The organism is Jiella sp. M17.18 (assembly GCF_041027365.1).
Lineage (GTDB): Bacteria > Pseudomonadota > Alphaproteobacteria > Rhizobiales > Rhizobiaceae > VKMB-3413.
Genome location: NZ_JBFTEH010000003.1, coordinates 81,803 through 103,773, shown reverse-complemented (window position 1 = coordinate 103,773; position 21,971 = coordinate 81,803). Strand labels below are relative to the sequence as shown.

The following is a 21,971-nucleotide window of genomic DNA, read 5'->3' as shown; positions in this document are numbered from 1 at the left end:
TCGGGGGCGCAGATAAGCCGGACGGGCAGGGGTGGAAGCCGCGCGATCGTCAGCCGGCCACGGATCCCGCGCGGCCGAGCCGCCGCACGCGGCCGCCCTCCAGCCAGACACATTGAACGCAACCGCCCCGATCCCCAGATTTGCGGGCGATCCGGCGGCCTTTCGCCGCCACTGACGGAGGTGCAAGACCATCTCATGAACATGATCAAGACGGCGATGCTGATCGCCTTTTTGACCGCCCTCTTCATGGGCATCGGCTATCTGATCGGCGGCACCGGCGGCATGACGATCGCCTTCGTCCTTGCCGCGGGCATGAACCTCTTTTCCTACTGGAATGCCGACAAGCTCGTCCTGTCCATGCATCACGCGCGGGAGGTGGACGCGGCGAGCGCGCCGGAATACTACCGCATCGTCGAGGGTCTGGCGGCGCGCGCCGGCCTGCCGATGCCGAAAGTCTACGTGATCGACAATCCGCAACCCAACGCCTTCGCGACCGGCCGCAATCCCGAGAACGCCGCCGTGGCAGCTTCGACCGGCCTTCTGGAGCGCCTCACGCCCGAGGAGATCGCGGGCGTCATGGCGCACGAGCTGTCGCATGTAGAGCATCGCGACACGCTGATCATGACGATCACCGCGACGCTGGCCGGCGCCATCTCGATGCTCGCCAATTTCGGCTTCTTCTTCGGCGGCAACCGCGACAACAACAACCCGTTCGGCTTCGTCGGCGTGCTGCTCGCGATCATCGTCGCGCCGCTGGCGGCGATGCTGGTGCAGATGGCGATCAGCCGCACGCGGGAATATTCGGCCGACCGGCGCGGCGCAGAGATCTGCGGCAATCCGCTCTGGCTCGCCTTGGCGCTCGGCAAGATCGCCCGCACGGCGCGCCAGATCCCGAACATCGACGCCGAACGCCATCCGGCGACGGCGCACATGTTCATCGTCAATCCCTTGAGCGGACAGCGCATGGACAATCTCTTCTCCACCCATCCGGACACGGAGAACCGCATCGCGGCGCTGCAGGCGATGGCGAACGACATCGGCGCCGGCACGCTCGGCGGCCTCGGGGCTGCCCGAGCGGACCGCCTGCGCCACGACACGCCCCGTGCGGACGGCTATGATCGCAACGCTGCCGGTCCCTGGGGTGACGGTGGCTATCCGGTGCGGCGGGGTCCGAAGCCCGGCGCGTGGAGCGAGCGCGGTCGGCCGGTTCGGAGCGAGGACACCGATCGACGCTCCAATCCCTGGGGTCGTGGCCCTTGGGGCAGGGGCCGCCAGCGTTGACCGGGCCCGCAGGCAAGAATCGTCCCGCCGCCAAGGGTGAGGGAAGGTCGCGCTCGGCCCGGAGCGGCAAGCCGCGCCGTGCCGCTGCCGGCGTCGGCTCCGGCGCTCCGGCAGGCGAAGCCGGAACGGACCCGGTGGACGCCGCGGATCGCCCGGGCCTTGCCGCGCGGCAGGTGGCGGCGCGGCTGCTCGGCGCCGTCGTCGACGCCCGAACGTCGCTCGACGGGCTGACCGATCCGGCTCACGGTCATCCGCATTTCCGCAAGCTCGAGCCGCGCGACCAGGCGCTGGTGCGGGCGATCCTGCAGACGGCGCTGCGCTTCCGCGGCACGCTGGAGCAGGCGATCGCCTCGCGCATCGAGCGGCCGCTGCCCCCGAACGCCACGTCGCTGCGGCACATCCTCCACGTCGGCGCGGCGCAGATCCTGTTTCTCGACGTGCCGGATTCCGCCGCGGTCGATCTCGCGGTCGCCTCGGCTGCCGCCGATCCGCGCAGCGCCCGTTTCAAGAGTCTCGTTAACGCGGTCCTGCGCCGAATCGGGCGGGAGATGACCGGCGGCGCCCCGGGCGGCGACCCCCGGCTCGACTGCCCGCCCTGGCTGCTGCAGCGGATCGAGGCGCAGTACGGGGACGAACGGGCGAGCGCGATCGCGGCCGCGCATCGCAAGCCGGCGCCGGTCGACATCACGGTGAAATCCGATCCCGCGCTCTGGGCCGAGCGCCTGGAGGGCCGGGTCGTTGCCGGCGGCACAGTGCGGCTGGAGCGGCTCGGTGGCCCGGTCTCCGGGCTTCCCGGTTTTGCCGCGGGGGCTTGGTGGGTCCAGGACCTCGCGGCCTCGATCCCCGCCCGGCTATTCGGCGATGTCGCGGGTCTGCGCGTTGCCGACCTCTGCGCTGCGCCCGGCGGCAAGACCGCGCAGCTCGCCAGTGCCGGCGCGGCGGTGACGGCCCTCGACATCTCGGCGTCGCGGATGAAGCGGCTGCAGGAGAATCTCGCCCGCCTCGAACTCGATGCCGAGACCGTCGTCGGGAGCCTCTCGGAGTTCTCGCCGGCCGCGCCGTTCGACGCCGTGTTGCTCGACGCGCCCTGTTCCTCGACCGGGACGATCCGCCGCCATCCCGATGTCGCCTATACCAAGGACGCGGCCGAAATCGACAAGCTCGCCGACGTGCAGGCGCGGCTTCTGGCCGATGCGGCGCGTCTGGTGAAGCCCGGCGGCATCCTCGTCTTCTCCAACTGTTCGCTCGACCGTGCCGAGGGGGAAGAGGTCGTGGCAAAGTATCTGGCGGCGCATCAAGACTTCAGCCGCGTGCCGGTGACGCCGGACGAGCTGCCGGACTTCGCTTTCGCAATCACCGCCGACGGCGATGTCCGCACGGCGCCGGACATGCTGCCGGCGCAGGACGGTCAACTCGGCGGACTCGACGGGTTTTTCGCGGCGCGGCTGCGGCGAAACTGACACAGACGCCGCGAACGTTTCGGAACGTGTCGCAGCGTCATATTTTTCGACTCCTCGGCTCGGTAGGAAAGCGTTTACCTTATCGGCGGAAACTTGGCGCTGGAAACCTGCCGCTGATCTTCGGCCAATCGGCCCTGACCATGCCTGCGGCAGAGTGAGAGGACCCGAAGGTCCGCTGGCCGCTGGTGGGATCGGACGTGTCGCAGATCGTGATGGACAAGCCGCTTCTGGCGGCCCTGACCTTGCAGGAAGCCTGGCGCCGGGTGCGCCGGCGCCTGCGCACGGGGCCGATCCATCGCTGGCGCTTTGCCGGCGCCGTTCCGGCGCAGCTGTTGGTGATCCCGCCGAGCCTGAGGCACGGCGATCCGCTGATCGCCGAGGCGATCTACGGCGGCCGCTTCTACTTCGCGGGCCGGCTCGTCGAGCTCAGCGAGGGCTCGATCTTCCAGGTGCCGACCCCCTCGGAGGGGTTTGCCGCCAAGCTCCACGGCTTCTCCTGGCTGCGGCACCACGCGGCGGCCGGCGACGCGCTCGCGGCGCACAATGCCCGCGCGCTCCTTGGCGACTGGATGCGGCTCAGCGGCGCCAAGCTGTCCGGCCCGGCCTTCGAGCCGGAGGTCACGGCGCGCCGGCTGATCGCCTGGATGAGCTATGCCGATCTCCTGCTCGGCGATGCCGACCATCGCTTCTACCGGCGCTTCATGAAGAGCCTTTCGGCGCAGGCGCGCTTCCTGCGCCTCGTGGCCGCCGAGGCTCCGGACGGCACGCCGCGGCTGATGGTGCGCATGGCCTTGGCCCTCGCCTCGCTCTGCCTGCCGACGTCGAGTGGCCGCATCAGGGCCGCCGCGCAGAACCTTGCCGACGAACTCGACCGGCAGATCTTTCCCGATGGCGGCCATGTCTCGCGCGATCCGTCGGCGCTCGTCGCCATCCTCGCCGAGCTTCTGCCGCTGCGCGAGACCTATCTCGGCCAGGGCCAGCCGATCCCGAAGGGCATCTATTCGGCGATCGACCGGATGCTTCCGGCCCTGCGCTTCTTCCGCCATGGCGATGGCTCGCTGGCGCTGTTCAATGGCGCCGGCGTCTCCGACCTGCAGCTGATGACGGCGCTCCTGCGCTTCGACGAGACGCTGGGCGAGCCGCTCTCCAACGCGCGGCAGTCCGGCTATCACCGGCTCGCGGCCGGCGGGACCGTGGTGATCGCTGACACCGGCCGGCCGCCGCCGGCGCCGGTCTCCCACAATGCCTGCGCCGGAACGCTGGCCTTCGAACTGTCGAGCGGATCCTGCCGAATCGTCGTCAATTGCGGCCGCCCCGTCGCCGACCGGACCGAATGGCGGCGGCTGTCGCGGGCGACGGCGGCGCATTCGACGGTCGTCCTCGACGACCATTCCTCCTCGCGCTTCGCCCCGTCGAAGAGCCTCGACCGCTTCCTCGGCAATCCGCTGGTCCCCGGACCGACCCGAATCGACATCACCGAGCCGCAGGCGACGGACGGCTCGGCGGGGGAGGGCGAGGGGCCGCAGATCGGCTTTACCGCCACCCATGACGGCTATGAGCGCGAATTCGGCCTGACGCACAGCCGCACGATCGCGCTCTCGCCCGACGGGACATGCGTCAGCGGCGAGGACCGCTTGATCCGCACCAGGCGTGGGCGCCTGCACGGCCATCCGCTGCATGCCGCGGCGCGGTTCCATCTGCATCCCGGCGTCTCCGTCGAGCAGTTCGGGCGCGAGGCGCGGCTGACGATGCGCGGCCAGGTCTGGCGGTTCACCGCCGACCTGCCGTTCAGCGTGGAGGATTCGATCCTGTTTGCCGATTCCGCCGGCGCAAGGCGCACGCTGCAGATCGTCATCCCCTTCGAAGCGTCGGAAGGTGAGGAGATCGCCTGGCGGTTTTCGCGCGAGCGCTGACGAGACCGGCGCTGGACCGGTCGCTCAAGGCGGATAGATGAGCCATGATGCGCCGACTCCTCATCCTCTCCGTCCTCCCGCTCGCCCTCTCCGGCTGCGCCGGCATGAATCGCGCGGTCGGCGTCCTGCCGAACACGGCGGACGACATCGCCGCCACGACGCAAGGCCGGCCCGCGGTGGTCGATGGACAGGATCGGCGCCGGCCGGACCCGCAGGAGTGACGGCCGCCTGCGGGATCGGCGGTCTCGCCGAACGGCCTTCGCCATTGTTCCGGCCGGGATGGGGCTCTATCAGGGCGATGCAACGCGCCATCCCCGCAAGGAGTCCCCGTTCATGTCCGTCAAGGCCAATGCCACGCCCGTTCCCGACCGCGTCAAGGTGCGCCGCGCGCTCCTCTCCGTGTTCGACAAGACCGGCCTGACGGAGTTCGCCGCAGGCCTCGCGAAGCTCGGCGTCGAACTCGTATCGACGGGCGGCACGCTGAAGGCGCTGCAGGCGGCGGACCTGACGGTTCGCGACGTCGCCGAACTGACCGGCTTTCCCGAGATCATGGACGGGCGGGTGAAGACGCTGCATCCCGGCGTCCACGGCGGCCTCCTCGGCATTCGCGACGACGCCGGCCATGCCGCCGCGATGCGCGAGCACGGGATCGCGGGCATCGACCTTCTTGTGTCAAATCTCTACCCGTTCGAGGAGACGCTCGCCTCCGGCGCGGACGAGGCCACCATCGTCGAGAACATCGACATCGGCGGCCCGGCGATGATCCGGGCGGGCGCCAAGAACCACGGCTATGTCACGGTCGTCACCGACCCCGCCGACTACGGGGATGTCCTCGCAGCGCTGCAGGAGGGCGGCGGCGAGACCGCGCTCTCGCTCCGCCGGCGGCTGGCGGCCCGCGCCTTCGCCCGCACCGCCTCCTATGACGCGGCGGTCTCCGGCTGGTTCGCCGGAGCCGTGGGAGACGACATGCCGCGCCGCATCGCGATCGCCGGCGAACTCGCCGAATCCCTGCGCTACGGCGAGAACCCGCACCAGTCGGCGGGCTTCTACCGCACCGGCGAGGCGCGGCCGGGCGTCGCCACCGCGCGCCAGCTGCAGGGCAAGGCGCTCTCCTACAACAACATCAACGACACCGACGCCGCCTTCGAACTGGTCGCAGAATTTGATCCGGGCCGCACGGCTGCCGTCGCGATCATCAAGCACGCCAATCCCTGCGGCGTCGCGGAAGGGACCGACCTCGTCGACGCCTACAAGAAGGCGCTCGCCTGCGACCCGGTCTCGGCCTTCGGCGGCATCGTCGCGCTCAACCGCCGACTCGACGCCGCCGCGGCCGAGGCGATCGTGAAGGTCTTCACCGAGGTGATCATCGCGCCGGAGGCGGACGAGGAGGCCGTTGCGATCGTCGGGGCGAAGAAGAACCTGCGCCTGCTCCTGACCGGCGGCCTGCCCGATCCGCGCGCTGCCGGCCGGTTCGTGAAGTCGGTCGCAGGCGGTCTGCTCGTCCAGTCGCGCGACGCGGGCGTGGTCGACGATCTCGATCTCAAGGTGGTGACGAAGCGGGCTCCGAGCGACGCCGAACTCGCCGACCTTAAGTTCGCCTTCCGGGTCGCCAAGCATGTGAAGTCGAATGCCATCGTCTACGCCAGGGATCTTGCGACCGTCGGTGTCGGCGCCGGCCAGATGAGCCGGGTGGACTCGGCCGTCATCGCCGCGCGCAAGGCTGCCGATGCGGCAAAGGCGGCCGGGCTCTCGGAGCCGTTGACGCGGGGCTCGGTCGTCGCCTCCGACGCCTTCTTCCCCTTCGCCGACGGCCTCCTCTCGGCGATCGAGGCCGGGGCGACGGCGGTGATCCAGCCGGGCGGGTCGGTGCGGGACGACGAGGTGATCGCGGCGGCCGATGCGGCCGGCATCGCCATGGTCTTCACCGGCATGCGGCATTTCCGGCACTGACGCCGACAGGAGGGCGGCCGCAGGGGAGTTCGCGGCTGTTGTCAAGACCACCAAAGTTTTGCAAAAGTACACCAATGTCTTGAATTGGCACAGCGATAGACGGCTTTTCGCTCAATTCCTGCCGAAGGCGTTCAGAGGTGTTACTGAAGTCTTAAGCGCAAAACAGGCCGAGCGCAAATCCTTGCGGTCGGCCTGTTTTTCCTTGCGGTGAGGGTCGAAGGCCCGGCGAGAAATCCTTCTGGTGGACTTCTCCCGACCCCGTTGCATCGGCCGGGCGATCGTCTCGCCGACCGGGTCGCAGTTCGCGACTGATCGTCAACCGTTCGGTGGCTGGCAGTCGCCCGGCGGCTTCGGGATGAGGGTCCACGTTCAACATTCTTGGACGTGGACCCTCATGAAACCCAGACTGAACCCGACCACGATTGCAGCCTACTGCCAGCGCCGCCTGGCGCCGTACTTCTCGCGCAGCGAGATGATGGCGATCGAACGCTACCTCCTCGACCTCCTCGCGACACGGAGCTTCCCGCCATACCGAAGGCAATGGATCGATCACTCGCTCCTGGCTAATGCGACTGGCGTGAAGGCGCAGGCGATCCGGACGAACCGCAATCACCTGCAGCCGATATTCGACGCGTTGTGCCGGGCACTCGCCGCGGAAGATCGAGCGCCTGCCGTCCCCCTGCGATCGCCATCGTCGCCACCGTCGCCGTCGACTCCGCCGGCCGGCCGAGCATCCGGAGAGAAGCCGAAACAAAAGCGGGGTCGGAAGCCTCGTCCGATCCTCGATCGTCCGCCGGCGCTGTGGGAAGCCGCGGTTCCGGACGGAACGTTCGCCGAGGCGCTTCGCCGGGAGATCGAGAGGCATGGCGAGACGATGTACCATCTATCCCGGGCGATCGAGGCTTCCGGCCTTCCGTGCAATCCGAAGACGCTCTCCGACTGGTGCAGCGCGAGCGCCAGTCCGCGGACGATCAGAAGTCTCCGGACCGTCGCCTTCATCGAGAAGCGCTACGGCCTACCGGACGGGGCACTGAAGGCCCTCTTGCCGAAGCAGAACGCGGCGCCGAGGGGGCACCTCCTCGCGGACATCACGCCGTCGGAACGGCGGCGGCTCGTCTGGCATCTGCCGGACGATTTCGCCTCCCGGCCGGCCGCCGAACAGGCCGAGATCCTGGAATGGGTCCGCACGGTGGTGATCAGCGGCTCGACCGACTATCGCCGCTATCAGGCCGCGGCGACGCAGCAGCGCTATGCCCTCCGCTTCCGGCACATCGACGGATCCCGTCGCCGGCCCGGTTCCCGCGCCCTCCCGTCGGGCGACGGAGGCGTCGTGGACGCGCCGCCCCGGCTGCAGAAGGAGATGGACGATCTCCTCCGCTTCAAGACCTCGACGCTGACGGCATACGGCTTCCAGCGGAACGGTGTCTGGAACGCCGAGACGGCCGACCAGAAGATCGAGCATCTGGGGCTGATGTTCGGCGCGCTCGTCTCCTCGCCGGACAGCGAGGTCCAGGGCTTCGGGGCCGATCTCGCCGCTCTCTCCTTCGGCCACCTCGTCTTCCCCGCCGTCTGGGACTGGTACCTTCAGTGGCGCGAGCGCCGGCGCGGCTTCTATACGCAGTGGGAAGTCGACATGCTGGCCATCGTGCTCGCGATGGTCAGGGCGGACACCGGGTGGCTCCGGCAGAACCCGCGGCTCGCTCTGCATCTCGCGCCGATACCCGGCATGGTCTCGGAAGATGACGTGGAGAGGGCTCGAGGAGACTGGGCGGCGGCGTGCGACGCGATGTATCGGCACGGCCGGAACCGGATCAAGGAGATCGACCGGGTGGCCCGCATCCATCGGGATCCCTTCGAGCCGATCCTGCCCATCCTGGAGGCCGACAGCTCGGTCGGGGAGTACCGCAAGATCACCGAGGAGATCCTGCGGCTCATGCCGGACGAGAGGCTCTATCCGAAGTCGGCGGCCGAGGCCGTCCGGTCCTTTCTCCTGCTGCGGTTCGGCCTTCATCTCGGCCTTCGCCAGAAGAACCTGCGCGAACTCCTGCTCTGTCCGCGGGACCGTGTTCCGACCTCCGAGCGGGCTCTCGAGGACGCCCGGCGCGGCGAGATCCGGTGGAGCATCCGCGAAGCCGGGTGGGAGGTCCTGATCCCCGCCATCGCGTTCAAGAACGCCACCTCGACGTTCTTCGCCGACAAGCCCTTCAGGTTGGTGCTGCCCGACATCGGCGGGCTCTACCCGATGATCGACGCCTATGTGAGCCGGCACAGGGCTCGGCTGCTCGGTCCGGCGCGGGATCCCGGCACCTTCTTCGTCAAGACCGCCAAGAGGCCGTCTGCCGACGCCGCCTACAATCAGACGACCTTCTACGAGGCGTGGCGGCTGACCGTGCAGCGGTACGGCATCCACAATCCCTATACGGGACGGGGCGCCATACCCGGGCTCCTGCCTCACGGACCGCACAACGTCCGGGACGTGCTCGCGACGCACATCCTGAAGCAGACCGGATCCTACGAGCAGGCAAGCTACGCGATCCAGGACACCCCGGAGATGGTCGCCCAGCACTACGGCCGGTTTCTCCCGCAGGACAAGGCGACGATCGCGGCGCGGATCCTGAACAAGGTATGGGAAGCGGCCTGACAAAGACGAGGGGCCTCGGCGGACGCATATCCGCCGAGGCCCCTCTGAGAGCGAAGTCGTCGCCTCATCCGGCGCGGCCGAGACCGCGCCGCACGGCGAACTCCGCGAGAAGCGACCGGCCGAGGACCCGCTTCTCGATCGCGAGCGATGCCAGCGCCTCGACTTCGGCACGGTGCCGGCGGACGAGCATGATCGCTTCCGCGTAGAGCCTCGCGAGCCGCGCACGGACGCGCCGCCCGTCGACCTCCAGCCCGTGAGCCAGCGTGTCGCCGAAGCCGTAGACACCCTCTGCAGCAGCGACGAGCCGCGTCGCGTGCCCCAAGTCCGAGTCCCGCGGGCCGCCGGCGCCGGCCGACGCGACACCGAGCATGACTTCCTCGGCCGCCCTGCCGGCGAGCATCGCGATGACGTCTCTAGCGATTTCCGAGCCGAGCCCTTCGACGGTCGCGACGTCGACGTCGTGCGACACGAAGCCACCGAGATCGCCGCTCTCGATGATGGAAAGCGACCTCGGCACCTGACCGAACAGCATCCGAACGACGGCATGTCCCGCCTCGTGGATCGCGACGCGCCTGATGACCGCGGGCGAGCGCCGGTCTTCCGGAACGGCCGCCGAGACCAGATCCTCGGCAGCGAGCGGCCGCTTCGCCAGGCGCGCGATGCGGCGAGCGTCGCGCGCGATCCGCACGACGTCCGCCCCCGACATCGTGCCCGCGAACAGCGTCGCGACCCTCTCGATGACGTTCTGGTCGATCCCGTCGCCGAGATGGTACCGGAAAATTCCCCCCAGCGCCGCCTCGTCCGGGAGGCCGATGAAGAAGCGGCGGTCGAGCCTTCCCGATCGAACGAGCGCAGGATCCAGGCTGCTGTCGTCGTTGCAGGCAGCGATCACGATGACCCCCTCCCGCCGACCGATCCCATCGAGACATTCGAGCAGGCACGTCGTGATCGCGGTGAACCAGCCGTCGTTCCTGTCCGTGCTGCCGCGGCCGCGGACCGTGTCGATCTCGTCGATGAAGACGAGGGCCGGGATGTTCGCCGCCGCCTCGCTGAAGACGGCGCGCATCGCCTTCAAGACATCGCCGAGGTAGCCGCCCCTGTTCGTCTGCCAATCGCTGTAGCTGGTCGGCACGAAATGTACGCACGCGCTGTTGGCGAGCGCCTCGGCAAACGTCGTCTTGCCGGTGCCTGGAGGGCCCACGAGGAGCGCGCCCGCGTCGACGTCGCGCCACTCGATCTCGCCTGCCGCGAACGCCCGCAGGTCCTCGACAAGCCGGAGTCCCCACTCCTTTGCCGTGCCGAAGCCGTCGAGATTCTCGAGCCGCGGACCGTCGTCAGGATCCGGTTGCGGATCCGCACGTTCGCGCTCCGGCGGGTCCCGCCGTGCAAGCGTCACGAGCAGCGAGAAGCGCTCCGCCGGCGTCCGGCCGCGCGACAGCGCGAAGTCGAACTGATCAGGCGCGAAGTCCCGGAAGCCGAGCGGGTGAGGTAGGTCCGATGCGTCCCCGAAGCCGATCTCTTCCGCGAGCATATCCTGCGAGGGCTCCCGCACGTCGATGATCGCGTCGGCGAACGTCCGGAGCAGGTCCGGGATGGCATCGTCCTCGCCGAAGAGGCAGATGAGCGAGTTCTCGGCAAGGAATGCAGGAACGCGATCGATGTCGAACGAGCCGAACGACTGCCCGGAAGCCTTGCTGTTCGGAGCCGCGAGCACGACCGGGTCGTACGTCACGTCGCAATAGGCCTCGCGCGCTGCCACCTTGATCGCAGTCGCAGCCGGGCCGCCCCATCGGCCGTCGAACACGACCGCGGCGATCAGCAGGCTCCGATCCGGTCGCGCTTCCGCGGCGGCAGCGACGCCGGCGCTGACGGCGTCGAAGATCACGCGTTCCGAAGCGCCGAGACGCTCGATCTGCCGCAGCACTTGCTGCCGGGAGAACTCGCGCTCCGCCTCGTCTTCTTCATTCTCCTGTGCCGCTGCGCGCCGCGCAGCCGACGGGATGCCCCGATATTGTCTTCTCATCTCGCCCTCACGGGTGTCTCAGGTCCGATCTGGGCGTCTTCCCAGTCGATGCGGACGATCCTTCTCAGCGCAAGCGCGATGACCGCGCCGACGGGCTCGCTGCTCTCGCGCATCGCCGAGGCGGCCTCGACGAGCGTGATCGGCGACATCTCGGCCAGGTACGCGAGCAGCCGTACCCGGTCGCCGAGCGGCACCACGCGTTTCGCGTAGCGCATTGCGTCGCGAGCGTTCGAAAGGAGCGGTTCCAAGCGGATCTCGTCTTCGGGGACCGCTCGATAAGCGACCGAGGGATCGGCGGGCGTCAGGCCTGTCTCGCCGGCGTCGAGAAAGCGTTCGCGGCCGTCTTCCTCCCGAACGAGGAAGTCGGGCACGCGGTCAAGGACCTCGCCGTCACGGTTCGCGAGTTCCAGCACGGCCGGCAGGCAGGACCACTCGGAAACGTCGGGGTCGAGATCGAGCAGTAGGCCGAGATCGCGCGCCAGTGCCGACCGGAACGCCGGGCGCCCGGTGCAGCGGACCGTTCCCGTCGGGCCGAAGCGGCGGCCTGACGCGCGACGCCGCGTCTCGGTCAGAAGGCGGGAGGCGCCGGCAGCAGAATTGTCGAGAAGAGAATGATCGAGGCGGAGGCTCATGGTCGTCGTCCGGAGATGCCGTGGGCGATCGCCAGTGGACGAGGGAGCTTCGTCAGCCGGCGGTGCGGGAGGTCGGGCGCTTGGCCACGACTACGGTCATCTTCGTGCGCTTGATCATGGATGAGAACGTAATAAGAACATCGGTGGTCGGTCAACCCCGATTCTGCTCGGGGGTTCGCACGGAGGTCGTCATGGCGAAGGCGGAGAAGTCGACGGTCCATCTTCCAAACGTCCCGGACGACGTGGTCGAGGCCGCGATCGCGGAGGCCGGCGGCGACCCGCGCGAGGCGGTCCGCGGCCTGATCCGCGGGCAGCACGAGATCGAGGAGCGGCTGTCACGGCAGATCTCTGCAGGCTACTGCCTCTGTGCGTTACAGTGGAGCGGAGGGGTCAAATTTTGAAGCTGACGGAAAAATGCAACCCGGGCGGTACGACCGCCCGGGTTTTCATCCCAGTGGATCCCTATCTGCGTACGCCGCCGTTGCTGCAGTTTCGACTGTAGATGACCGTTTCAGACTCGGAATGTGGAAACCGGTTCGTCGTCAGATTCCTTGAGTTGGGGAATCGCTTTCCCCATGATCAAGGCTATCGTTTGCCAGGCAGATTCAGCCTCCCGGATATTGAATCGCTCTGTCATCCATATGACGAATGACTCGGTGCTCATGATATCCAGGTCGTGATTGAGTGTCCTCAAGGCGGCTCGCCCTTTGCGGTCGTCCATGATGACGAGGACGGCCTCCCCGTCCTTGAGGACGTTCTCGATGCCATCGAGGACCTGAATTATGCTCTCTTCACCGCGGTCGGCCCAGGAGGGCTTCAGCTCCGGCGGGCTACCAGCCAGTTCCCAGGCCTTCATCGCTTTACGGTATTCGTTTCCCGCCCTTGTTTCCTGAACTCGAATGCGGTCGGCATTGTGTTCGAACCAGTTCCGAAGATCGCGGCGCTGCTCCGTCCGATTATCAGATCCCGGATCCGGATCGCGGACGGCTTCTTCCCGAACCATATCGGTAACCCAGACTTCGACATCCGGTTTGAAAAGCCAGTTCAGCGCATCTTCTCCAAGAAGGGAGAGAACGGACAGCGGAGTGTTGTCTGGAATGAGTAGCCGAGACTTACGGTCGAACATGATCTTTTCGACCGCCCTTTTTCCCGGTGAGCCGCCGTTCTGCCGCAGCAATCTCCTCTGAAATCTCCTCACGGTCCCGTCCCGACAAGGCATGTTCGGCGACATCGACGACGAATGCTTCGAAATCGCTGGTGTCACGACCCAGAGGATCGCGGGGCAAGCGGCGCTGGACGGTGGGGGTTCGCCTCGATAACGCCGCCGGGATCTCTTCACCGGCCGCTGCCTTCAGCCGGCGAAATTCCTGTGCGCTCATCAGGACATAACGAGGATTTCCGTGGTGGGTGATTGCGACCGGACTTGCGGATGCCGTCCGTTGCAGGTCCCCGCTGCGCTGTTGAAGATCGAGTGCCGTGAACAGTTCCAACTTCGCCTCCGCCATTTATTACACGTAATATACGTGTTTTACGTAGGTAGCAATTGAGGCGTCGTCGATTTCGTCAGTCTCCGAATTAAGTGCGCATCGCGCCACGGATCGGTGCATACCGGATCGTCCGACCGGAGGACGGAAGCGATATCAGCGCCTTGGACAAGCCTTCCGCAGGACCTCAGTACCCATAGACAGCAGCTTCGTGCGGCGGAAGCGATGAGCGGGCGCTTCTGAACGAACTTTCTTCGGACCGGACCGGTCGATGCCCAGCAACGATTCCTTCGAACCCGCCGACCATAGGGCCGGACGGAACCCGGAGCGCGCCATTGACCTTCCCGTAGCTGGAAACCCAACTTTCTGCCGAAGCCCGGCTCGCGCAGACAACGTGGAGAGCCACAACGGAGTAATCTAGATGAGCACTACGAGTGTCGTGTCCGAACGGGACAGGAAGGCCGTCCTCTACCGGATGGTCATGGAGAAGCACGTCTGCCCTTATGGCCTGAAATCCAAGGATCTGCTTGAGCGGCAGGGCTTCGAGGTCGAGGACCATCACCTGACGACCCGCGCCAAGACCGACGCGTTCAAGGAAGAGCACGGCGTCGAGACGACGCCGCAGACATTCATCGGCGGCGAGCGCGTCGGAGGCTACACCGAACTGCGCGAGCATTTCGGCAAGCACGTCAAGTCGAAGGACGAGACCACCTACCAGCCGGTGATCGCGATCTTCTCGGTCGCCTTCCTGATGGGCCTCGCGGTGTCATGGGCGGTCTACGACACCGTCTTCACGGTGCGGGCGATCGAGTGGTTCTTCGCGATTTCCATGTGCCTTCTCGGGATCCAGAAGCTTCAGGACGTCGAGAGCTTCTCCACGATGTTCCTCAACTACGATCTCCTCGCCAAGCGCTGGGTCCGGTACGGCAAGATCTATCCCTTCGGCGAGACCATGTCGGGCCTGCTGATGATCGCCGGCACGCTGACCTGGATCTCGGCGCCGATCGCCCTCTTCATCGGCACGGTCGGAGCGATCTCGGTCTTCTACGCGGTCTACGTCCAGAAGCGCGAATTGAAGTGCGCCTGCGTCGGCGGTGGGTCCAACGTGCCGCTCGGCTTCGTCTCGCTGACCGAGAACCTCGTCATGATCGGCATGGGCCTCTGGATGCCGATCCGCATGCTCGTCTGGGGAGCGTAAGCGATGATCCCCGAATGGCTCCACATCGTCGCGATCGCGATGCTGCTTGTCGGCTTCGCCTCTGCCGCGGTGATCCTCACCGACATCGTTCGCCATCCCCAGCACATGTCGATCATGAACGTCGTCTGGCCGGTCACCGGTCTTTATGCCGGGCCGCTCGCGGTCTGGGCATACTGGACCTACGGTCGGCTCGCCCGTCACGAGGTGGCGCATGCGGCGATGCAGCGCGACGAGGAGATGCCGCACAAGAAGCTAACGCCATTTCCGGCCAAGGTCGGCAAGGGCGCAACGCACTGCGGCGCCGGCTGCACGCTTGGCGACATCGTCGCCGAATGGCTGGTCTTCATCGTCCCGGCGATCGCGGTCTGGTTTGGGTACCAGAGCATCTTCCCCGACAAGATCTTCGCCGTGTGGATCGTCGATTACATCCTCGCCTTCCTCCTCGGCGTCGGCTTTCAGTACGCGACCATCGTGCCGATGCGCGGCCTGTCGCCCGGCAAGGGCATCATTGAGGCGGTGAAGGCCGACACGCTGTCCCTCACCTCCTGGCAGATCGGCATGTACGGCTTCATGGCGATCATGCACTTCTGGATCTTCGGCGCGATCCTCGGCGTGAAGCTCGAGGTGAACATGGTCGAGTTCTGGGCGTCCATGCAGATCGCGATGATCTGCGGCTTCCTCACCGCCTATCCGGTCAACTGGTGGCTGATCCGGAAGGGGATCAAGGAGGCGATGTAGTCCGTTCCCCAGCCTGTATCGGCAGACCAAGCCGCGTGACAGGACGAGGCCGGAAAGGCGATCTCCGGCCCCGTCAGTCGCCTCAGGATGCCCGCGGACCGTAGGCCACTTCCGTCATCATGCCGGTCGCCATGTGGTAGAGGTTGTGGCAGTGGAACAGCCAACGCCCCGGATTGACCGCGTCGAAGGCGACTGAGACGGTTCCCCTCGCAGGCACCATGACGGTGTCACGCACGGCGCCCCCCAGAGGCCGACCCTCCAGTTCGACGACCTGGAAATGATGCCCATGCAGATGCATCGGATGCGCCATCGCGGTCCGATTGACGAGCTTCAGCAGGGCGCGGTCTCCCTTCGAAACCTGCAGCGGTTGGTGGTTCGCCCAGGTTCGACCGTCGAGGGCCCAGGCGTAGGGCATCATCGAGCCGTTAAGACTGACCTCGTGCACCACGTCCGGCCGCTTTTCCGAGAGCGGCCGCAATGCCCGCAGGCGATGTTCCAGCGAGAGATCGACGGGACCGGCCATGTCGTCCGCTTCGTCGGGAACGCGGCGAACGGCGGCATCCGGGGTCGCCAGGATGATCCCTGTCCTCGAGCGACCACCCTCGCGCTGGGCGATCACGGGCACGACGCCCTGCTTCGGCATCTGCACGAGGATGTCCAGTCGCTGGGCCTGGGCGAGAGGAAAGCGGCTGCCCCGTACGGGAGTGACGGGATTGCCATCCGCCGCGACGACTTCACCCACCGCGTTGCCGAGGTCGATCCAGAACGCCGTCGACGTCGCGCCGTTGATCAGGCGGAGCCGAACCCGTCCGCCGCCCTCGGTCCGAACGACGAGCGGGTCCCGCAGGGTCCGTTCATTGGCGAGGAAGGCATCGTACTCGACGTCGTTGAGGTCCATCATGCCGGCGCCCTGCATCATCGACATCGCCGACGACGCGCCATTTCCCGGCGCCGCGTGCCGCATCGGCATGCCGGGCATCGACCCGTTCATGCCTTCCATTTCGTGGTCCATGGCCGGCGGCGGAGTCATGACCATGCTGCCATGGTTCATGCCCTGGTGCACGGTCGCGGTATCGGCTGTCTCCCCCGTCAGGCCGGCCAGGATCTCCGTCGGGCCACGGAAGCTGAAGTCCTGCAGAAGGACCGTCACCTCCTGGCGATCGTCCAGCGCCTCCTCCGGCGTTCGGACCACCAGGGGGGCGGCGAGCAGAAGCTGCTCCTGCAGTCCCTGATGGGAATGCATCCAATGCGTTCCCGGCCTGGCAGCGAAGTCGTAGGCGCGGCTCTCTCCAGGAGCGAGAGGCGACACGTAGCCGGTGTCGGCCACGCCGTCCTCGGACGGCGGCGGCGTCTGTCCGTGCCAGTGCACGATCGTCTGTTCGTCGAGCCGGTTCTCCAGCCGGACACGGAACGCCTCCCCCGGGTCGAGGACGAGGCCGGGCGTGCCGTTCGGCTGGCGTACGCCGAGGACGGAGGCCGGCCGGCCGTTCACCTCGATCGTCCGGCGTTCGACGACGAGACGCGTTGATGCGGGCTTCGCCAGAGACGGCATCGGCCGAAATGCGGTGGCGGCAGCAGCGGCTGCCGAGGACGCCAGGAAGCGTCGGCGGGTCAAAAGTGTCATGTCTGGTTCTCGAATGTCTGCGAGCGCGCACGCGGCCGCACCATCTTCGTGGCGGCACCTCTGGGCGGGCTCGTTCCGGTTTGCTCTTCGCGATCTTCCCGATCGCGAACCCTCACGACGGCCGGCACCGGCCGCCTCGCGATCAGGCGCGTGGAGGGCGCTCGACGGCAGGCCCGTTCAGCCCGTCGGCTTCGTCCGCGGTGATCGAGAAGGCGATGTCGCGGCTCAACGGGACGAATCCCATCCGCAGATCCGCGGCGGGGACGGCCGTCAGGCAATGGGCGGCGCAGCTTTGGTCCATCGTTCCATGGCCGGCAAGTCCGGTGTGGCGCCGAGGATGACCGGTCAAATGCCGCATGGCCGCCATCCCGCCATGATCCGCTCCCGTCGTGGCGCAATGCCGGCCGACGTGTCCGGAGCCCGACCCGTCGGCGGTTGCCGTGCCTACCGATGAGATAAAAAGGGCGAGCAGGATCGCGACCGCGGCGAGCGATCGGCATAGGAGCCGAAAATGCTTCCCTGTCGAATCCATAGCGGCCTCAATACCGCTCGCGAGCGGCCCCGTCCAATGCGGGATCGCCTCGCCAGGAGAGAAGTCGCATGGCGTTCGCGGTCACGAGGACGGTGGCCCCGGTATCGGCAAGGATCGCGGGCCAGAGCCCGGTGACCCCTGCAACCGTCGTGACCAGGAACACCGCCTTGAGGCCGAGCGCGATGCCGATATTCTGGCGGATGTTCCCCATCACTGTCCGCGATAGCGCGATCATGTCGGGGATGTCCGTCACCCGCGCATGAAGGGACGCGGCGTCTGCCGTCTCGAGCGCCACGTCGGCTCCGCCCCCCATGGCGATGCCGACATCTGCCGTCGCGAGCGCAGGCGCGTCGTTGATGCCGTCGCCGACCTTGGCCACCCTTCGGCCCTCCGCCTGAAGCTCTCGAACGATCCGCGCCTTGTCCTGCGGCAGGAGTTCCGACCGCGCCTCGACGCCGAGATCGGCGCCGAGCGCCTCGGCCGTCCGCGCGTTGTCGCCTGTCAGCATCAGCGTCCGGAGCCCGCGCTCGCGCAGACGAGAGAGAGCCGCCGCCGCGTCCGGCCGGGGCTGGTCGCGGAGGGCGATCAGCCCCGCGACGGTCCCTCCTGCGACGAGCACCGAGACCGTCTTCCCCTGGGCGTGCAGGCGATCGATCTCGGCCCGCTGCTCATCCAGGCAAGCGAGGCGCTGCGCACCATGCGCCGAGCCGAGGAACAGGTTCTCGCCACCGAGCTTGCCCGAGACCCCTTCGCCGGGAACGACCGTGCCGCCGAGCAGTGGTGGGACCGGCGCTCTCGCGTTCTGCGCAAGCTTCAGGATCGCCCTTGCCAGCGGATGGCTCGATGTCTGCTCGAGGGCGGCCGCCATCGAGATCACTTCGCGCTGTGACCGTCCCACCGCGATGAGGTCTGTCACCTCCGGCTCGCCTGCCGTCAAGGTGCCCGTCTTGTCGAGCGCGACCACGTCCACCCGGCCCAGCATCTCAAGAACGGCACCCCCCCTCATCAGGAGGCCTCGACGGGCGCCGGCGGACAGGCCCGCCGCGATCGCCGCGGGCGTGGAGATCACGAGCGCGCAGGGGCAGCCGATGAGAAGGATCGCAAGCCCCTTGTAGACCCAAGCGCTCCAGGCGAACCCGAATCCGAGAGGCGGAACGACCGCGACGAGAGTCGCCGCGGCGACGACGCATGGCGTGTAGGTTCGCGAAAAGCGCTCGATGAAGCGCTCCGTGGGCGACTTCGCCTCCTGCGCCTCCTCGACCATCCAGACGACCTTGGCGATCGTGTTGTCCTGCGCCGCAGCCGTGACCTCTACCCTAAGCACGCCGTCGTGGTTCACCGTGCCCGCAAAGACCTGATCCCCGACGGCCTTGCTCTTCGGCACGCTCTCCCCCGTGATCGACGACTCGTCGACAGAACTCGCTCCGTCACTGACCCGCCCGTCGGCCGGCAGCCGGTCTCCCGGCCTGACCAACACGACGTCCCCTGGCTGCAGGGCGTCCGCAGAAACCTTCTGCACGACGTCACCCCGCTCCAGGAGCGCCGTCTCCGGGACCAGCGTCACAAGCCCCTCGATGCTCCTGCGGGCACGACCGGCTGCGACTCCCTCCAGCATCTCTCCCACCAGGAAGAGCAGGACGACGATCGCAGCTTCCGACACCGCACCGAGGATGACGGCCCCTACGGCTGCCACTGTCATCAGCATCTCGATGGAAAAGGGCGTGCCGAAGCGGGCGGCCATGACGGCCCGCCGCGAGACCGGGACGAGCCCGACGGCGAGCGCGGCGACGAGCGCCGGAGCCTCGGCTTGCGGCCATACAGCCCCGATCGCGTAGGCGGCGAGAATCGCGATCCCGTAGCCGACCGCCATCCGCACCTTGACGGTGCGCCACCATGCCGGGCCAGAACCCTGCGCCGAATTCGGCGCGTGTCGATGGAGCGCGGCCTCGGCAGCGTCATGACGGTGCTCGATCGTGTCCGCCTCATCGCCGTTGGAATGGCCACAGCACGCCGAACCGCATTGATCGCTGACAACCGGGCCCTCCGCGCCGCCCTGATCCGGCTTTTCGGGGAAAGGCTCGATCCCGTAGCCGAGCTTGCGGACACGCTTCATCAGGGACTCGTCTGAAAACCCGACCCTATGCCCGATTGTCAGGCTGCCGGCTACAACGGAGACCGAAACGTCCTCCACCCCTTTGATGCCCTTCACCGCCGCGTCGATCTTGGCGGCGCAGGAGGGGCAGTCCATCCCGCTTACTCGGTAGCGGCTTTCGAGTTCAGTCTGGCTCATGATGAATTCCTTGCCTCCGATCGGGGGCGACGCTACCTCCTCCAGCGGCTAGAGGAGCAAGAGGCATAGGGCAGAAGATGCAGAGGGCGGTTGCCATCGGCGGCGCATCGAGGGCGAGCGGCATCAAGATTCCGACGATCCGCTACTACGAACAGATCGGGCTGCTGCCGTCGCCGCCTCGCACGGAGGGCAACCGGCGCCTCTACGACGAGGAGGATCTCAGCCGCCTCCGGTTCATACGCCATGCTCGGGAACTCGGCTTCGAGGTGGACGCGATCCGGCAGCTTCTCGACCTCGCAGGTCATCCATCCCGTCCCTGCCGCGACGCGGACGAGATCGCCCGTACGCACCTCGCCGAGATCGATCGGAAGATCGCCAGGCTGAGCGCCCTGCGTGAGGAAGTGGAGCGGATGACCCGCTGCCGAAACGAGACGGTCGCGAACTGCCGCGTCATCGAGGTTCTCGGGGACCACTGTGAGTGCATCCATGATCAGCATTAGAAGCCGCGACCGCGGAAGCGAACGGCGACGAGCGGCCGACATTTGCGATCCCGTCGACATCCCGGGCATGCGCGCAGATCCCCATGGAGTCTGCCGGTCGTCCTCCTTGGGGGCTGAAGGCGTTCCCGTCGCGGCGGTCGCCCTCCTTAGACGACATGAGCGGGCCGGAGCCGGCAGGACCGCGCGACCTCCGGCGTTTCGACCTGCACCGTGCAGTGCTCGATTCCGAACTTGTCGTGCATTTCGCCCGGAAGCCGCGACATCATAGCGTCGGTCGCCTCCCGGTCCGCGCAGACGAGGTGGACGGTCATCGCGGTCTCGGTGGTGCTCATCCCCCAGACATGAAGGTCGTGTACCTCCTCGACGCAATCCGCCGCCGCCAGGTGCTCGCGAACCGCGTCGAGGTCTATCCCCGGCGGGACCGCGTCGACGGCGAGCCTTAGGGAATCCTTCAGGAGGCTCCAGGTGCCGACCAGGATGACCGCCGCGATGACCAGACTGACCACGGGGTCGAGCCAGGTCCAGCCCGTCCACATGATCAGCAGCGCGGCGACGATGACGCCGACCGTCACTGCCGTGTCGGCCGCCATGTGCAGAAAGGCGCCGCGGATGTTGAGGTCGCCCTTTCGGCCGGACATGAACAGCCAGGCCGTGATGCCGTTGACGAACACGCCGACCACCGCCACCCAGAGGACGGTCGAGGTGGCGACCGGCTCGGGCTCGATCAGGCGACGGATCGCCTCCCACCCGATCACGCCGACGGCGACCAGCAGGATCATGGCGTTCGCCAGCGAGGCGAGGATCGGCGTGCGCTTGTACCCGTAGGTCCTGTCGCCGTTCGGCGGCTTGCGGGAAAGCCACGCAGCGGCCCAAGCCAGCACCAGTCCGAGCACGTCGGAGAGGTTATGCCCCGCATCGGAAAGAAGCGCGAGCGAGCCAGAGAACAGGCCGAACGTTGCCTCGAGCGCAACGTAGACGACGTTCAGCGTGATGCCGATGGCGAAGGCCCGGCCGAAGCTTGCAGGCGCGTGGCTGTGCCCGCCTCCTCCGTGGCTTTGTGAATGGTCGTGGTTGGGCGGCATCGGCGAGAACCTCTTGTAGGGCCGGCCGGAGCCTGCCTATTCCTGTTCTTGCGACGCTACGATCTATAGCGGCTAAAGGAGCAAGCCGGGATTTCAGATAAGGCTGTCAAGGACACTGCCCAGGAATCAAAGGCATGGCGAGACGACGGCACCTGATATGCCGCCGGTAGATCTCGCCGGCTGGACCGGGACGAGCGATGTCCGCTAGATCGACTATTCAAGAACGCGGTCGACCGGATAGCCCGCCCCGTCGAGAAGGAACATCACGACCTGCGGGTCGGCGGAATCCGCCACGCGCACTTCCCTGGCGGCCACGTCGGTCTCCATTTCGACCTCCTCGCCCATATGCTGCCTGAGGGCCCGCGTGACCGTCTTCGCGCATCCGCCGCAGTGCAGACCCGGCACCTTGTATCTTCGCATCCAGACATCCTCCGGTTCGCCGCCGACCGGAAATGGTCGAGCCGCGGTGAAACGCATGGTGACGCGATGCGTTCGGAATCCATGCGGAAGAGAGCGGAATGAAGCACGGAAGAACGCGCGACGAACGGCCTGGGTCGGAGACGGAAGAAAACGAGTTCGACCCCGATGCGCCGATCGACACGGCGGCCGACGCCTCGAGCGAG

The 21,971-nt window shown here is 67.3% G+C and carries 19 protein-coding genes; 10 read left to right on the top strand and 9 right to left on the bottom strand.

What is annotated here, in order from left to right; all coding sequences use genetic code 11:
- Window positions 1–195: 195 nt before the first annotated feature.
- From htpX to AB5S17_RS06910, 6 genes are all read left to right on the top strand, one after another.
- Window positions 196–1,281 (top strand): zinc metalloprotease HtpX, encoded by a 1,086-nt coding sequence (gene htpX, locus AB5S17_RS06935; protein ID WP_369237584.1) that lies wholly within the window; start codon window positions 196–198, stop codon window positions 1,279–1,281.
- A gap of 134 nt (window positions 1,282–1,415) precedes the next feature.
- Window positions 1,416–2,741 carry an RsmB/NOP family class I SAM-dependent RNA methyltransferase gene (locus AB5S17_RS06930; protein ID WP_369237582.1) on the top strand — a complete coding sequence of 442 codons (1,326 nt, stop codon included), beginning with the start codon at window positions 1,416–1,418 and terminating at the stop codon, window positions 2,739–2,741.
- Between the two features lie 197 nt (window positions 2,742–2,938).
- Entirely contained in the window at window positions 2,939–4,654 is a 1,716-nt protein-coding gene (locus tag AB5S17_RS06925) for a heparinase II/III family protein (protein WP_369237580.1), read from the top strand.
- 44 nt (window positions 4,655–4,698) lie between these two features.
- Window positions 4,699–4,875 carry a hypothetical protein gene (locus AB5S17_RS06920; RefSeq protein WP_369237578.1) on the top strand — a complete coding sequence of 59 codons (177 nt, stop codon included), beginning with the start codon at window positions 4,699–4,701 and terminating at the stop codon, window positions 4,873–4,875.
- A 112-nt stretch (window positions 4,876–4,987) separates the two neighbouring features.
- A complete protein-coding gene (gene purH, locus AB5S17_RS06915) occupies window positions 4,988–6,604 on the top strand; it encodes a bifunctional phosphoribosylaminoimidazolecarboxamide formyltransferase/IMP cyclohydrolase (protein ID WP_369237576.1) in 1,617 nt (538 codons plus the stop codon).
- 394 nt (window positions 6,605–6,998) lie between these two features.
- Window positions 6,999–9,245 carry a hypothetical protein gene (locus tag AB5S17_RS06910; RefSeq protein ID WP_369237574.1) on the top strand — a complete coding sequence of 749 codons (2,247 nt, stop codon included), beginning with the start codon at window positions 6,999–7,001 and terminating at the stop codon, window positions 9,243–9,245.
- A 64-nt stretch (window positions 9,246–9,309) separates the two neighbouring features.
- Here the strand turns inward: AB5S17_RS06910 and AB5S17_RS06905 are convergent, their stop codons facing one another.
- Window positions 9,310–11,268 carry an AAA family ATPase gene (locus AB5S17_RS06905; protein WP_369237572.1) on the bottom strand — a complete coding sequence of 653 codons (1,959 nt, stop codon included), beginning with the start codon at window positions 11,266–11,268 and terminating at the stop codon, window positions 9,310–9,312.
- On the bottom strand, window positions 11,265–11,900 hold the full coding sequence (locus AB5S17_RS06900; protein ID WP_369237570.1) for a hypothetical protein: 636 nt from the start codon (window positions 11,898–11,900) through the stop codon (window positions 11,265–11,267). Before AB5S17_RS06900 ends, AB5S17_RS06905 begins: the two co-directional genes overlap by 4 nt.
- Before the next feature lie 80 nt (window positions 11,901–11,980).
- Here AB5S17_RS06900 and AB5S17_RS06895 point away from each other — a divergent pair, with 80 nt between their 5' ends.
- Window positions 11,981–12,301: a hypothetical protein gene (locus AB5S17_RS06895; protein WP_369237568.1), complete on the top strand. Its 321-nt coding sequence runs from the start codon at window positions 11,981–11,983 to the stop codon at window positions 12,299–12,301.
- A gap of 110 nt (window positions 12,302–12,411) precedes the next feature.
- On the opposite strand, the gene AB5S17_RS06890 is transcribed toward AB5S17_RS06895, so the two are convergent.
- Both AB5S17_RS06890 and AB5S17_RS06885 read right to left on the bottom strand, forming a co-directional pair.
- On the bottom strand, window positions 12,412–13,026 hold the full coding sequence (locus AB5S17_RS06890; protein WP_369237566.1) for a hypothetical protein: 615 nt from the start codon (window positions 13,024–13,026) through the stop codon (window positions 12,412–12,414).
- Entirely contained in the window at window positions 13,013–13,390 is a 378-nt protein-coding gene (locus AB5S17_RS06885) for a type II toxin-antitoxin system Phd/YefM family antitoxin (protein ID WP_369237564.1), read from the bottom strand. Before AB5S17_RS06885 ends, AB5S17_RS06890 begins: the two co-directional genes overlap by 14 nt.
- 415 nt (window positions 13,391–13,805) lie before the next feature.
- Between AB5S17_RS06885 and AB5S17_RS06880 the strand changes: the two genes are divergently transcribed.
- Together AB5S17_RS06880 and AB5S17_RS06875 are read left to right on the top strand one after the other, a co-directional pair.
- Window positions 13,806–14,582 (top strand): glutaredoxin family protein, encoded by a 777-nt coding sequence (locus AB5S17_RS06880; protein WP_369237562.1) that lies wholly within the window; start codon window positions 13,806–13,808, stop codon window positions 14,580–14,582.
- A gap of 3 nt (window positions 14,583–14,585) precedes the next feature.
- Entirely contained in the window at window positions 14,586–15,320 is a 735-nt protein-coding gene (locus AB5S17_RS06875; protein WP_369237560.1) for a DUF4396 domain-containing protein, read from the top strand.
- Between the two features lie 82 nt (window positions 15,321–15,402).
- Here AB5S17_RS06875 and AB5S17_RS06870 read toward each other — a convergent pair whose 3' ends face one another.
- The 3 genes from AB5S17_RS06870 to AB5S17_RS06860 all read right to left on the bottom strand — a co-directional run bounded on the left by AB5S17_RS06870 (window position 15,403) and on the right by AB5S17_RS06860 (window position 19,766).
- Window positions 15,403–16,944, bottom strand: coding sequence for a multicopper oxidase family protein (locus tag AB5S17_RS06870; RefSeq protein ID WP_369237558.1), 1,542 nt, complete (start codon window positions 16,942–16,944; stop codon window positions 15,403–15,405).
- 142 nt (window positions 16,945–17,086) lie between these two features.
- On the bottom strand, window positions 17,087–17,476 hold the full coding sequence (locus AB5S17_RS06865) for a hypothetical protein (RefSeq protein ID WP_369237556.1): 390 nt from the start codon (window positions 17,474–17,476) through the stop codon (window positions 17,087–17,089).
- Window positions 17,477–17,483: 7 nt separating this feature from the next.
- The gene (locus AB5S17_RS06860; RefSeq protein WP_369237554.1) at window positions 17,484–19,766 is read right to left on the bottom strand and encodes a heavy metal translocating P-type ATPase; all 2,283 of its coding nucleotides are present in this window, start codon (window positions 19,764–19,766) and stop codon (window positions 17,484–17,486) included.
- A 77-nt stretch (window positions 19,767–19,843) separates the two neighbouring features.
- Between AB5S17_RS06860 and AB5S17_RS06855 the strand changes: the two genes are divergently transcribed.
- Window positions 19,844–20,266 carry a helix-turn-helix domain-containing protein gene (locus AB5S17_RS06855; protein ID WP_369237552.1) on the top strand — a complete coding sequence of 141 codons (423 nt, stop codon included), beginning with the start codon at window positions 19,844–19,846 and terminating at the stop codon, window positions 20,264–20,266.
- Window positions 20,267–20,412: 146 nt separating this feature from the next.
- On the opposite strand, the gene AB5S17_RS06850 is transcribed toward AB5S17_RS06855, so the two are convergent.
- Window positions 20,413–21,348, bottom strand: coding sequence for a cation diffusion facilitator family transporter (locus tag AB5S17_RS06850; RefSeq protein ID WP_369237550.1), 936 nt, complete (start codon window positions 21,346–21,348; stop codon window positions 20,413–20,415).
- 213 nt (window positions 21,349–21,561) lie between these two features.
- Entirely contained in the window at window positions 21,562–21,768 is a 207-nt protein-coding gene (locus AB5S17_RS06845; protein WP_369237548.1) for a heavy-metal-associated domain-containing protein, read from the bottom strand.
- Window positions 21,769–21,971 lie beyond the last annotated feature (203 nt).